This window comes from Dechloromonas sp. TW-R-39-2, assembly GCF_016864195.1.
Lineage (GTDB): Bacteria > Pseudomonadota > Gammaproteobacteria > Burkholderiales > Rhodocyclaceae > Azonexus.
Window position 1 is genome coordinate 2,077,743 of record NZ_CP045202.1, and the last position, 11,909, is coordinate 2,089,651.

12 protein-coding genes and 1 tRNA gene are annotated in these 11,909 nt (G+C 54.9%); 5 read left to right on the forward strand and 8 right to left on the reverse strand.

Translation table 11 applies throughout. From position 1 onward, the window contains the following. Positions 1-31 precede the first annotated feature (31 nt). On the reverse strand, positions 32-1,933 hold the full coding sequence (locus GBK02_RS09970) for a bifunctional diguanylate cyclase/phosphodiesterase (protein WP_203466527.1): 1,902 nt from the start codon (positions 1,931-1,933) through the stop codon (positions 32-34). A gap of 16 nt (positions 1,934-1,949) precedes the next feature. Then, positions 1,950-2,921, reverse strand: a complete 972-nt coding sequence (moaA, locus tag GBK02_RS09975) for a GTP 3',8-cyclase MoaA (protein WP_239002964.1) — start codon at positions 2,919-2,921, stop codon at positions 1,950-1,952. A 210-nt stretch (positions 2,922-3,131) separates the two neighbouring features. Between moaA and GBK02_RS09980 the strand changes: the two genes are divergently transcribed. Beyond that, positions 3,132-3,659, forward strand: coding sequence for a superoxide dismutase family protein (locus GBK02_RS09980; RefSeq protein ID WP_203466529.1), 528 nt, complete (start codon positions 3,132-3,134; stop codon positions 3,657-3,659). A gap of 90 nt (positions 3,660-3,749) precedes the next feature. Here GBK02_RS09980 and GBK02_RS09985 read toward each other — a convergent pair. Next, positions 3,750-3,825 (reverse strand) — tRNA-Asn (locus GBK02_RS09985). A 234-nt stretch (positions 3,826-4,059) separates the two neighbouring features. Between GBK02_RS09985 and GBK02_RS09990 the strand changes: the two genes are divergently transcribed. Continuing rightward, on the forward strand, positions 4,060-5,538 hold the full coding sequence (locus GBK02_RS09990; protein WP_203466530.1) for a hypothetical protein: 1,479 nt from the start codon (positions 4,060-4,062) through the stop codon (positions 5,536-5,538). A 58-nt stretch (positions 5,539-5,596) separates the two neighbouring features. Here GBK02_RS09990 and GBK02_RS09995 read toward each other — a convergent pair whose 3' ends face one another. After that, the gene (locus GBK02_RS09995) at positions 5,597-6,802 is read right to left on the reverse strand and encodes an amino acid aminotransferase (protein WP_203466531.1); all 1,206 of its coding nucleotides are present in this window, start codon (positions 6,800-6,802) and stop codon (positions 5,597-5,599) included. A 75-nt stretch (positions 6,803-6,877) separates the two neighbouring features. Here GBK02_RS09995 and uvrB point away from each other — a divergent pair, with 75 nt between their 5' ends. Next, complete coding sequence (uvrB, locus tag GBK02_RS10000) at positions 6,878-8,941, forward strand: excinuclease ABC subunit UvrB (RefSeq protein ID WP_203466532.1); 2,064 nt, start codon at positions 6,878-6,880, stop codon at positions 8,939-8,941. A 150-nt stretch (positions 8,942-9,091) separates the two neighbouring features. Here uvrB and GBK02_RS10005 read toward each other — a convergent pair whose 3' ends face one another. Then, the gene (locus tag GBK02_RS10005) at positions 9,092-9,490 is read right to left on the reverse strand and encodes a bacteriohemerythrin (protein ID WP_203466533.1); all 399 of its coding nucleotides are present in this window, start codon (positions 9,488-9,490) and stop codon (positions 9,092-9,094) included. A 112-nt stretch (positions 9,491-9,602) separates the two neighbouring features. On the opposite strand from GBK02_RS10005, the gene GBK02_RS10010 reads away from it, so the two are divergent. Next, positions 9,603-10,010 (forward strand): hypothetical protein, encoded by a 408-nt coding sequence (locus GBK02_RS10010; protein ID WP_203466534.1) that lies wholly within the window; start codon positions 9,603-9,605, stop codon positions 10,008-10,010. 248 nt (positions 10,011-10,258) lie between these two features. Then, on the forward strand, positions 10,259-10,966 hold the full coding sequence (locus GBK02_RS10015) for a hypothetical protein (RefSeq protein ID WP_203466535.1): 708 nt from the start codon (positions 10,259-10,261) through the stop codon (positions 10,964-10,966). Between the two features lie 78 nt (positions 10,967-11,044). On the opposite strand, the gene GBK02_RS10020 is transcribed toward GBK02_RS10015, so the two are convergent. The 3 genes from GBK02_RS10020 to GBK02_RS10030 all read right to left on the reverse strand — a co-directional run bounded on the left by GBK02_RS10020 (position 11,045) and on the right by GBK02_RS10030 (position 11,909). Further along, positions 11,045-11,257 carry a hypothetical protein gene (locus GBK02_RS10020; protein ID WP_203466536.1) on the reverse strand — a complete coding sequence of 71 codons (213 nt, stop codon included), beginning with the start codon at positions 11,255-11,257 and terminating at the stop codon, positions 11,045-11,047. After that, entirely contained in the window at positions 11,250-11,450 is a 201-nt protein-coding gene (locus GBK02_RS10025) for a hypothetical protein (RefSeq protein ID WP_203466537.1), read from the reverse strand. Before GBK02_RS10025 ends, GBK02_RS10020 begins: the two co-directional genes overlap by 8 nt. Positions 11,451-11,582: 132 nt before the next feature. Further along, positions 11,583-11,909 (reverse strand): hypothetical protein, encoded by a 327-nt coding sequence (locus GBK02_RS10030; RefSeq protein ID WP_203466538.1) that lies wholly within the window; start codon positions 11,907-11,909, stop codon positions 11,583-11,585.

Below are 11,909 nucleotides of genomic sequence, written 5' to 3' on the forward strand. Positions count from 1 at the left end.
AACCGGGGGATTGTGGGTTGTATCGCTGAGTCTAGACGGCTTGGCTCATACTGCGGTCAACCAGGAATTTCTCGGCAAATTCATGGGCCGGCAGCGGGCGGCTAATCAGGTAGCCCTGAATGACATCGCATTCCAGTGCCTGCAAGTGGCGCTGCTGGGGCAGGGTTTCAACCCCTTCGGCAATCACCCTGAACGACAGGCTTTTAGCCATGGCGATGATGGCCCGAACGAGGGGCTCGCTGCCGATCGATCCGTCGTCAAGTATTAGGTTGTTGATGAAGGATCGATCGATCTTCAGGGTGCCGATCGGCAAGCGTTGAAGGTATGAGAGCGATGAATAGCCTGTGCCAAAATCGTCCAGCGCAATTGCAATCCCGGCGTTGCGTAGTTGGAGCAATTCCTCGATGCTGCCGCCATCGGCATCGAGCAGTACCGATTCGGTCACTTCGACTTCGAGTGCCGAGCAAGGCAGTCCGGCTTGTTCGAGCTTGCCGAGAATGAAGCGGGAGACGGAGGGGCGCCAGAACTGACGGGGTGAAAGATTGATCGCAATCGGCGGAATTTCTCCAAAGCGGTGGTGCCATTCGGCAATTTGCGCGATGGCCCGCTCGATGACCCATTCTCCGATGGGAATGATCAGCCCGCATTCCTCGGCGACTGGAATGAAGTGATCCGGCGGTATCTGGGCTTCACCATCGTGCCAGCGAATCAGTGCTTCGGCGCCAATCAGCTTGCCGCTGTGAGCATCAACCTGGGGCTGGAAATGCAGGTCGAGTTGCCCTTCGTGCAGGGCGCGGCGCAGCCTGGTTTCGAGTGACATCCGGAAAGTGACGCGTTGATTCATCATCGGCGTATGTGCCCGGATGGCATTACCGCCGGCAGCCTTGGCTTCGTACATGGCTGTATCGGCGTGGCGAAGCAGGCTTTCACCATCGCCGGCATCTTCGGGGAAGAGACTGATCCCGATGCTCGCGCTGGTGAAGAAATCATTCTCGCCGCCACTGAGTGGCGCTGTGATCAGCTCTTTGAGGAGAATGGCGGTGTCGACCGCGACATGCGCATCGGCAATCGGGTTGATCAGGACAATGAACTCGTCACCGCCTTGGCGATACAGCTCGCAACCTTCGGGCATTTCGCTGCGCAGGCGTTGAGCAACCAGTTGAAGTAATTGGTCGCCAGCACGGTGCCCGAGAGTGTCATTGATATTTTTAAAGCGATCGAGGTCGATGAACAGGACTGCCAGGCGATGATTTTTCGTTTTGGCGTGGCGAATGGCTTCCTGGAGTTGCTCGGCAAAAAGCAGGCGGTTGGGCAAACCGGTCAGCACATCGTGCTGGGCAAGAAACTCCATTTCTTCCTGGTGCTGTCGTCTTTCGGTGATGTCGGTAACCGAACCCACCATCTGGTATGCCTTGTCATGGCGGTCACGAACGGCAAGGCCGCGCGAGGCGATCCAGCGGTACAGGCCGCTGCTCGACATAACCCGGTACTCACAGTAGAAGTATTCGCTTTCACCTTTCAGGTGTCGAGCAACGGCAGCGTTGTAATTTGCGATATCGTCGGGGTGAACCAGTCTCAACCAGGCGTGGGTGTCGGGCAGGAAATCCTCCTGATAACCGAGAATCTCAAGCAGGCGTGTTCCGACGTGCAATTTTTTTGAGATCGGATTCCACTCCCAGAATCCGTCGTGAGCCGCCAGCATGGCCATGTTGTAAGCCCGCTGAATGGACTGGAAGTGCCGTTTTTCACTGTAGGCCAGCCAGCTTAGTCCGCCGAGCGTTGCCAGCATCAAGAGGCTGGCCGGCATGCCTGGCACAATGAAAATCGCTGCGAGGCTGGCGAGCGTTGCTGCAATCAGGGCGAGCGTTTGGGGACGGCGATTTCCTGGGCTACTTTGCAGCGATGATATCCAGCCGTGGCGTAAGCGTGGCATCAGCGGACCGGTTCCGTCAGCCGCCGGTCATGGACATGAAGCGGACGACTTGCGGGGAGTTCATTTGTTGCGAAAAATCGTGACCGTACGGCTTTATTCCCATGCTTTCAACAATTGCCTGGCGCAAGGCGTCATTGCTTTTCTCCGTGCGTAGCAGTGGCAGCAGCTGGCTGGCATCATTCTGCCCTAGGCAAGGATAAAGCTCTCCCTTGGCAGTGATCCTGACGCGATTGCAGGTGTCGCAGAAATTGTGGCTGTGCGGCGAAATGAAACCAATGCGCGACTCCGAACCTGCGACGCGCCAGTAGCGGGCCGGGCCACCGGAGGATTCGGTTGATGGAATGAGCGCAAAGCGCTCGCTCAGGATCTTTCGCGCCTCTTCGGATGAAATATAGGTGTTTTCCCGCCCATGAATGTCGCCGAGTGGCATTTCTTCGATGAATGAAATATCAAGTTCGTGGTCGATTGCAAATTGCACCAGATCATTGAACTCATCATCGTTGGTGCCGCGCATCATCACGGTATTGAGTTTTGTTCGCCGAAATCCCGCTGCCTGGGCTGCCTCAATGCCGCTGAGTACTTTGCTGATATCGCCAATCCGGGTGATTGCCTTGAAGCGATCGGCACGCAGTGTGTCCAAGCTGATGTTCAGGCGTTTGACCCCTGCGTTGCGGAGTGGTGTGGCAAAACGCTCCAGTTGGGAGCCATTGGTGGTCAGGACAAGATTTTCGAGGCCGGGCAGGGCGCCCAGTCTTTCGATCAGCCACATCGCATCCTTGCGAACCAGCGGCTCTCCTCCGGTCAATCGTACCTTGCTGACACCCAGTTCAACGAAAGTCGATGCAACGCGCAGGCATTCCTCCAGACTCATGACTTCATTGCGTGGCAGGAAGGTCATTTCTTCTGCCATGCAATACGTACAACGAAAATCGCAACGGTCTGTGATCGATAGCCGGATGTAGGTGATGTGCCGGCCGTACTTGTCCACCAGCGTTCCAGGCGCGTGTTTAAGCTCGCCAAAATTTACGGCTGGTTTGAATTCGGCCAATCCGGCAGGTGATGATTCCGGCCTCAGTGTTTCGTTGTGCATGGCTTGCGGTGGTTTGTTTAGCGGCCCAGAATGTCGGAGCCCGGCCAGTAGTGTCGGACTCTGGATTATCGATTTTCAAATGCCAACAGACAAGTGGAGACATCAAAAATGCAAAAGTTCATTTTTCCTCTAATGCTGGGCGCCAGCGGCTTGCTGGCCGGGTGTCACGGAGGGCTGGTCAGTAGTGCTCCGCTACGTGCCGAAGCTGTGTTGAACGCAACGCAGGGCAATGCCGTTTCGGGCGTTGTTTCGTTTACGCAGGCCGGGGACAAGGTTCGGGTTGTCGCTGAAGTGCAGGGGTTGTCGCCTGGGATGCATGGTTTCCATATTCACGACAAAGGTGATTGCAGCGCGCCGGACGGCACAAGCGCCGGTGGTCACTTCAATCCGGCCGGGCGTTCGCACGGCAATCCGGATCATGCGGAACACCATGCTGGAGATATGCCGCAACTTGTTGCTGGGGCGAATGGTACAGCTCGCCTGACGGCTTATCTCGATGGCGTGCTTATTGCCGAGGGGCCCTCCGGTATTGTCGGGCGGGGGGTTATTGTCCATGCGGCGCCGGATGATTTTAAAACTCAACCAACTGGAAACTCCGGTGCGCGCCAGGCTTGCGGGGTAGTGCTTGCCCGATAAGAACTGATTGGCATTGCCTTGATGCAATGTCAATGTCTTTTGTTTTGCAAATGAAAAAGGCCAGCACTTTCGTGCTGGCCTTTATAATACTGGCTCCCCGACCTGGGCTCGAACCAGGGACCTACGGATTAACAGTCCGGCGCTCTACCGACTGAGCTATCGAGGAACAGAAGGTGCGCATTATAGGGGTAAGATTGCTGCTCGTCAAATAATCTGATCGATTTAGAAGAATAAATACTGATTTATGGATCCCAAGCTTATCTATGTGAAAACGCCGACCGGCGATGAGGCGATCAGGCAAAGTGCCCATGTCGTCAAGCGCGAGCTCCGGATGGTCCTCGTTCAGGTTGATGGCAAGGTGACCGTTGAGCAGCTTGCGGCCAAGCTTGGCAATCGGGTCATGGTCGAGGGGGCTTTGGCTGATCTTGAGCAGCGCGGCCTGGTTGCACCATCGGAAAGTGCGGTGGCTGTCTGGGAGCACAGCCGGATGGAGGCTGACGGAACGCTGTCTGCATCATCCAGATTTTCGGGATTCGTCCCAAAATCGACGTTGTCTTATGAAACCAAGGAAAAATTTGACGCGAGGAGTCGTTTTTCCGTTCTGCGCGCGCCTGATGTCCAGATTCCACCGCCTCAGCTTGAGCCTGAGCCTCTTTCTGAATCACCGGTAAGGCACGGGCGATCCCTTGTTTTCCGGTTGCTGGCCGGCGTGGTTTTGCTCCTTGGGGGGCTGCTGGTTATCGTTCTGTTGTTTCCTTATGATCGCTTCAAGCCTGATTTGGAGGCAGCGGCAGGGCGCTGGTTGCAAGACAGGGTTGTTATTGAAAAAGTCGGGGTGGTGCTTTGGCCGCGGCCGCAATTGGTCCTGGGCGGCCTGACGATCGGAGGCGGTAATGATTTTTATATCCACGAAGCGCGCGTTGATTCTCCGGCATCCCTACTGCTTTCTGGCAAGCGGGTAATTCCAAGGGTTGAATTGTCCGAGGTCAAAGTCGGCGTTCACAAGCTTGCTGGTTTGCCGATGTTTGGTATCGCGGCCAATCCGGTGCCGGGTATTGGTCGAGTCAGAATTGAACGAATGCAGGTCAATGCACGCGACCTGTCAATCAGCGATCTTTCGGGGGATCTGCTTTTCAAATCAGACGGGCATCTTGAAAAGACGTCACTACAGACAGTTGACCGCAGCATTTCCCTGGAGGCTGTGCCAACAGTTCAGGGGATTGCCCTGAATATCGAAGGTGCGGTGCTGGCTATCCCCGGTACGCCGTTGAAATTCGAGTCATTGCAAGCCAAAGGACTGCTTCTGAAGGATCGATTGCTGATCCAAAGTATTGATGCCTTTTTGCTGGGCGGGACTTTCAAGGGAACCTGGCTGCTTGACTGGAGCAGTGATTTGGTCACCGCGGGGGATGGTGCTTTCCGCTTGCTCGATAGTCGGCGGGTTACAAACGCCTTTGCACCGTCATTGAAACTGGAGGGTGACTTCAGTGGGAATCTGGCCTTGCGTGGCCGAGGGAGCAATTGGGCTGAGCTGTTGGGGCATGTTGAAGCGACGCTTGATGTCGATATTTCCAGGGGCTTGCTGCACGGTGTCGATTTGGGTGAGGCTACGCGAAAAGGGCCTGGCTCGGTTGTGCGTGCCGGTGCGACAAAATTTGATCGATTTCTTGCTGTTCTGGCCGTGGCTCCGGGCCGAGTCTCGGCGCGCGACCTTCGACTTGAGTCCGGCATGATGACTGCTGCCGGGCAGTTTTCGGCCAAGGATCGGCAAGTTGATGCAGCATTGATGGTCACCCTGCAGACATCCGTGTCCACCTTGAGAATTCCGCTGCATGTTCAGGGGCAACTTCCTGAATTGAGTGTGGTGAACGGTAAATAAAAAAGGGCAGGACCGAAGTCCTGCCCTTGCTCAAACTCCTTCAGGAGTCTTGTGTTGCTTACTTGATCACTGCGGCAATGGCCTTGGCAACGTAATCGACATTCTTGGTGTTCAGCGCCGCCAGGCAGATCCGCCCGGTCGACACTGCGTAAATGCCGAATTCGTCTTTCATGCGCTCCACCTGGGCAGCCGTCAGGCCGGTGTAGGAGAACATGCCACGCTGCTTGATGACGAAGGAGAAGTCCTGGGCAACGCCCTGGGCCTTGATTGCTTCAACCAGACCGGTGCGCATGGCGCGGATGCGGTCACGCATGCCGCCAAGTTCGTCTTCCCACTGCTGGCGGAGTTCCGGTGAGGAAAGCACGGCAGCAACCAGGGCGCCACCGTGAATCGGCGGGTTGGAGTAGTTGGTGCGGATGACGCGCTTGACTTGCGACATGACGCGGCCGGCTTCGTCCTTGCCTGCGGTGATGATCGACAGTGCACCAACGCGTTCGCCGTAGAGCGAGAAGCTCTTCGAGAAGGAGCTGGAGACGAAGAACTGCAGGCCGGAGGCGGAGAAGGCGCGAACAGCGACAGCGTCGGCATCGATACCATCGGCAAAGCCCTGATAAGCCATGTCAAGGAACGGAACCAGGCCGCGTTCGCGACAGACATCAACCACTTCCTGCCATTGTGCATCAGACAGATCGGCGCCGGTCGGGTTGTGGCAGCAGGCGTGCAGGATGATGATCGAGCCGGCATCCAGGCTGTTCAGGCAAGCCTTCATGCCGGTGAAGTTCACGCCGCGCGTGGCAGCGTCGTAGTACGGATAGTTTTCAACAACGAAACCGGCCGATTCAAACAGGGCGCGGTGGTTTTCCCAGGACGGATCGCTGATGTAGACCTTGGCGTTCGGAGACAGGCGCTTCAGATAGTCAGCGCCGATTTTCAGGGCGCCGGTGCCGCCGAGAGCCTGGGCGGTGATGACCTGGCCGTTGGCGATCAGGGCGGAATCCTTGCCCAGCAGCAAATTCTGGACGGCCTGGTTGTAAGCCGGGGAACCTTCGATCGGCTGGTAGCCACGCGGCAGGGCTGATTTGACACGTGCGTCTTCGGCAGCCTTGACGGCAGCCAGCAGGGGAATCTTACCGTTGTCGTCGAAATAGACGCCAACACCGAGGTTGACCTTGGTGCTGCGGGTATCTGCGTTGAAAGACTCGTTCAGGCCGAGGATCGGATCACGCGGGGCCATTTCCACCGCAGCAAAGATCGAAGAGGACATAAAGACTCCATGGAATAATAGGCACATTGTTCGTGCAGCAACCTTGCTGCACGAGAAAAACCGTACAATTTTAGCATGATAGAAACCACAGCCAGCACACCGGTCGTCTGCCACGAAGGCAGCCCATATCGACTACACCAACCCTTTCCTCCGGCCGGTGATCAACCCGAAGCGATTCGCCTACTGGTCGAGGGAATCGATGACGGACTTTCTTTCCAGACCTTGCTTGGCGTGACCGGCTCGGGCAAGACTTACACGATGGCCAACGTCATCGCCAGAACCGGGCGGCCGGCGCTTGTCCTGGCCCCCAACAAGACGCTGGCGGCACAGTTGTATTCGGAGTTCAAGGAGTTCTTCCCTGAAAATGCCGTCGAGTATTTTGTTTCCTACTACGACTACTATCAGCCGGAAGCCTATGTACCGTCGCGCGATCTGTTCATCGAAAAAGACAGTTCGATCAACGACCATATCGAGCAGATGCGCCTTTCGGCGACGAAAAGCCTGATCGAACGGCGTGACGTGGTGATCGTTGCGACCGTCTCCTGCATTTACGGCATCGGCGATCGCGATGAATACCACAACATGATCCTGACCGTGCGTGTCGGTGATCGACTCGATCAGCGCGCCATCGTCAAGCGACTGACCGAGATGCAGTACGAGCGCAACGATGTCGATTTTCACCGCGGCACCTTCAGGGTGCGTGGCGACATCATCGATGTCTTCCCGGCCGAGCACGCCGAGCACGCCATTCGTATTTCCTTGTTCGATGATGAAATTGAAGGTCTGCAGTTTTTCGATCCGCTGACCGGTCATCTGCTCCACAAGGCGCTCCGCTTCACGGTTTTTCCAGCCTCGCACTATGTGACACCGCGCGATACGGTGGTGCGCGCCATCGAGGCGATCAAGAGCGAGTTGAGCCAACGCATTGATTATTTCACCCACAACAACAAGCTGGTTGAGGCGCAGCGTATCGAGCAACGTACCCGTTTCGATCTGGAATTGCTCGATCAGATCGGTTTTTGCAAGGGGATCGAAAACTACTCCCGTCATTTCTCCGGGCGCAAGGCCGGGGAGGCGCCGCCGACGCTGATCGATTACTTGCCTGCCGATGCGCTGATGTTCATCGACGAGTCGCATGTCAGCATCGGCCAGGTGGGCGGCATGTACAAGGGCGATCGGTCACGCAAGGAAAATCTGGTCGATTACGGCTTCCGCCTGCCGTCGGCGCTTGATAACCGGCCGTTGCAGTTCAACGAATTCGAGGCGCATCTACGCCAGACAGTTTTTGTCTCGGCAACGCCTTCCGAATACGAAAATGTTCATGCCGGGCAAGTGGTTGAGCAACTGGTCCGACCGACCGGGCTGATCGACCCGAACATCATGGTTCGACCTGCCTCGACGCAGGTCGACGATCTGTTGTCTGAGATCAAGCTGCGGGTCGATGCCGGGGAGCGCGTACTGGTCACGACGCTGACCAAGCGGATGTCCGAGGATCTGACCGACTTTCTGGCGGATAACGCAATTCGGGTGCGCTATCTGCATTCGGACATCGACACCGTTGAGCGTGTCGAAATCATCCGTGATTTGCGCCTTGGTGAATTTGACGTTCTGGTAGGGATCAATCTTCTGCGTGAAGGGCTGGACATTCCTGAAGTGTCACTGGTTGCCATTCTCGATGCCGACAAGGAAGGCTTCCTGCGTTCAGAGCGTTCATTGATTCAGACAATCGGTCGTGCGGCACGCCATATCAATGGCACAGCCATCCTCTATGCTGATACGATTACCAAATCCATGCAGCGAGCGATTGCCGAGACGGAACGGCGGCGCGAAAAGCAGGTCCGGTTCAATGCGGAACATGGCATTACGCCACGCGGTGTATCCAAGAAGATCAAGGACATCATCGACGGCGTGTACGATGCCGAGTCAGCCCAGACCGAGCTCAAGGCTGCGCAGCAACAGGCTGCCTACGAGGCAATGGATGAGAAAACGGTAGCCAGGGAGATCAAGCGCCTCGAAAAATTGATGCTCGAGTGTGCCAAGAACCTTGAATTCGAAAAAGCGGCGGCGGCCCGCGACGATTTGTTCCGGCTCAGGGAGCGGATATTCGGCGTAGTACCGCACGACCCTGACGGAGGATGAGACAAAATGACTTTTCGCGTTCTGCTCGTTTGCATGGGCAGCAAAGAAAAAGTCCAGTAAACGCAATGCTTTCCGGTGTTTTGTGTAGCGGTTTGGGTATCGATTTTGCCGTTTGCTACATATCCACCGTCTAGTTGCCAGCCAGGATAGTTACGGCAGGGCGCTGTCTGCTAAGAAATTGGCGTACTGCAAATCTTCGGCCTTGATGTGGTCCAGAATCCACCCCCGGATTGTCTGGACCATTTTTTCGTCTATTTCCTGGCCTGCCTCTATCCCGTCCCAAAGGGCCGCCACATCGTCAGCAATCGCCTTGTGTTCTGCAATGTGGTTGTCTAGGTGGGGGTAGTTCCACTGCCCGAGTAGCTGTTCCTCAAAGGCGAAATGGAAGCGCGTGTAATCCATTAGTGTGTTGAGTGCAGTAAACCCCGCGGCGAAGCCGTAAGAACTGCCGATGTAGTCCTGTAGATCATCCAGGCATTTAACCAATTGGGTGTGTTGTTGGTCGATTTCCTCGATACCCGTCAGCGGGACAACTACTTGTTCGGTCATTGCATTCACTCCGTAAGGGGACAAATTATAGCGGAGTGCGGCTATTACTTTTGTCAGTATTCCAATTGGATTTTAGGCCGGCGAAAATGCAGCCAATTCATAGGGAGTTGGAATGATGGGAAAAGAATGCAAGCGATGCGGTTATGTGCGCACCGCGGGGGATAATGCGCCGGAGTACGAATGCCCTAAGTGCGGCATCGTTTACGCAAAGGTTGAGGACGCGACGCGTAAAGAGCCCGAAATGCCGGAGGCTTGGCGTACCGAGGATGCCCCTCGCATGGTTGCGGATACCGACGTTTACCGCCCATCAAGTCCGGCTAGCGTTGTTGCCCCCGCGTCTGTTCGTATCGTGGATATCGACATGAAGTTTTGGTCGATGGTCTGGTTCATGGTCAAGTGGGCTATAGCGACCATTCCGGCCGTTATCATTTTGATCTTCGTTGGCTTCATGGTCTTTGGGTTTGTTGGCGGACTTAGTGGCTCCACGCATACCCCTAAGAGCTTCCCCAGGACGTACTAGTCGCCTGTTGTGGCAATCTATCGCCTGGGGGCGCAACGTCCTGGGATGGATTGCAAGTGGTGCGGGTTGTTTAAGGCAGTGTAAAAGTATGACGGAATGAATGGACATAGGACAATGTAATCCGATATCATGCGCGGCCTTTTGCAAGGAGGAGCAGTGTTTCGATGACTACCAATGTATATGACAAGGATCAGGCATGTCTTGCGTCTGATTCTAGGTGGTCGGCGATTTCCTCTTGCGGAAATTACATGCTTTTCACTGATGATGCATATTTTGACAAAATATGCGTGTCCGATGAAATGGGGGTTGCATTCGCTTTCACCGGCGATGCGGACCTAGTAGATCAATTTAAAACGTGGTTGGTGCTAGATGCCCCCAAAGGTGTGCCACACCCAGATATCCCCGAACGGGCTAGATTCACGTTCTTTACTGTGGATTTGTCCAACGGACTTGTGGAAGGTCTTCACTTTCCGGATGAGTTTCCCCCGTTGATTGTTGGTTCGGGGTCAAAACAGTGCGGAGATGATATTGATGCCTTGTTTGCCGGGAGTGGCTCAAGCTCAGCGCACCAGTGCTGGATGGCTTATCTAGACCCCATGCTTGCAATTCAAGCTGCAATGGATAATGATTCACGTACAGGAGGCAAGACTATCACTACTTGCCTTCGCAGCAGGACGCACAATTCAGAGACAGGGACGATTGAAGGCTTGCTTCAAGCCCTGCTAAAAGGAAATGTAATGGAAAAGATAGAGACTACTTACTCCAATCAGCGCCCGCTTAGCGAGGTTCGCAGCATTCCTGAAGTCGCTGAGTTGGTTCGTGGCATCTCGAACGGATCAGTTGTCGCCTCTGCACCTTTTCCGGGAATGGGTGAAGCTATTTTTTCCGCTCAGAAATTGCAAGAAACAAGCGCTTATCTAAATAAACTTCAAGCACGAGTGTTTAAAAAAAGCTGATTTGTTTTGAAATCTAAAAAGGCTCCCGAATAGAGGAGCTTTTTTATTGGGCTTTTCCATGATCCCATCGTTTTATTTTCAGATAATTTCTACCGCGGTCAGGTGTCCGTTACCCTGCCAAAAGTTGTCATAGGCATCCACGGACGACGCAAACACGGCGGCATTGACGGTTGGGCCGGATGCCAGAATGCGCCCCGAAGCATCTAGCACGGCCAGGGTTAGCGGGCGGCCATCCTTAGAGAGCAGGCTTAACCCTTCATCGACCTTGGCGCGGACGATTACGTTATCCATGGTGCGCCCCCTGGGTCTGGTAAATGCGGTCGGCGATGGCGCCGATTTCAGCGGTGCGCAGTGCATCCTCTAGTGCCGGTATGGTCGAGTAGCGCAGTCTGCAGTTTGCACCATGAATTGCGGCGTCCTGTTCGATTGCCGCGGCCAGGGTGGTGCGGGCTTCGGTTATTTTCTGGGTGTTTCCGATAATCATTTGTTTTCCTCCCGTGTTTTGGTTCGGAGCGGAGATTAAGGGGCGCCGGATATATCCGCCAAATAATAATTTTTCATATGACTTGGTAGAAATACCCGGTATTTATTCTTATCTAAACTCTTTTAGTAAAAACTAAATAGTTTGGCTTTTCCCGGAGTTGGCTAAACCCTGCAGCTTAAATAGGGTCAATAATTCGGGCGTGCCTTCCGCCGTACCCTCTGGATATGCGGTTTTCAGCCCTTCGGCGATGTAATCCGAAATCAGCGATAAATCGGGGAGGGTGACGCTGTGCGCTGTGTGGTTTAGTCGAATCTGATTTAGCGAACGGTAAATTCCCTCGATAATTATTTTTTCCGGCGTGTCTCCGGTCGTGAAGGTTTTTCGGTCGCGTTCGATGGTGTGCAGCATCCCATCAACCAAAAACAGGATGTGCGCCGCGGTGAATTTGGCCTTTTCCAT

Excerpts from the sequence above, each read along its gene's own strand:
- GBK02_RS09970 (WP_203466527.1), bottom strand. The coding sequence starts at position 1,933 with ATGCCACGCTTACGCCACGGCTGGATATCATCGCTGCAAAGTAGCCCA.
- GBK02_RS09980 (WP_203466529.1), top strand. The coding sequence starts at position 3,132 with ATGCAAAAGTTCATTTTTCCTCTAATGCTGGGCGCCAGCGGCTTGCTG.
- GBK02_RS09990 (WP_203466530.1), top strand. The coding sequence starts at position 4,060 with ATGGTCGAGGGGGCTTTGGCTGATCTTGAGCAGCGCGGCCTGGTTGCA.
- GBK02_RS09995 (WP_203466531.1), bottom strand. The coding sequence starts at position 6,802 with ATGTCCTCTTCGATCTTTGCTGCGGTGGAAATGGCCCCGCGTGATCCG.
- uvrB (WP_203466532.1), top strand. The coding sequence starts at position 6,878 with ATGATAGAAACCACAGCCAGCACACCGGTCGTCTGCCACGAAGGCAGC.
- GBK02_RS10005 (WP_203466533.1), bottom strand. The coding sequence starts at position 9,490 with ATGACCGAACAAGTAGTTGTCCCGCTGACGGGTATCGAGGAAATCGAC.
- GBK02_RS10010 (WP_203466534.1), top strand. The coding sequence starts at position 9,603 with ATGATGGGAAAAGAATGCAAGCGATGCGGTTATGTGCGCACCGCGGGG.
- GBK02_RS10015 (WP_203466535.1), top strand. The coding sequence starts at position 10,259 with ATGCTTTTCACTGATGATGCATATTTTGACAAAATATGCGTGTCCGAT.
- GBK02_RS10020 (WP_203466536.1), bottom strand. The coding sequence starts at position 11,257 with ATGGATAACGTAATCGTCCGCGCCAAGGTCGATGAAGGGTTAAGCCTG.
- GBK02_RS10025 (WP_203466537.1), bottom strand. The coding sequence starts at position 11,450 with ATGATTATCGGAAACACCCAGAAAATAACCGAAGCCCGCACCACCCTG.
- GBK02_RS10030 (WP_203466538.1), bottom strand. The coding sequence starts at position 11,909 with ATGGAAAAGGCCAAATTCACCGCGGCGCACATCCTGTTTTTGGTTGAT.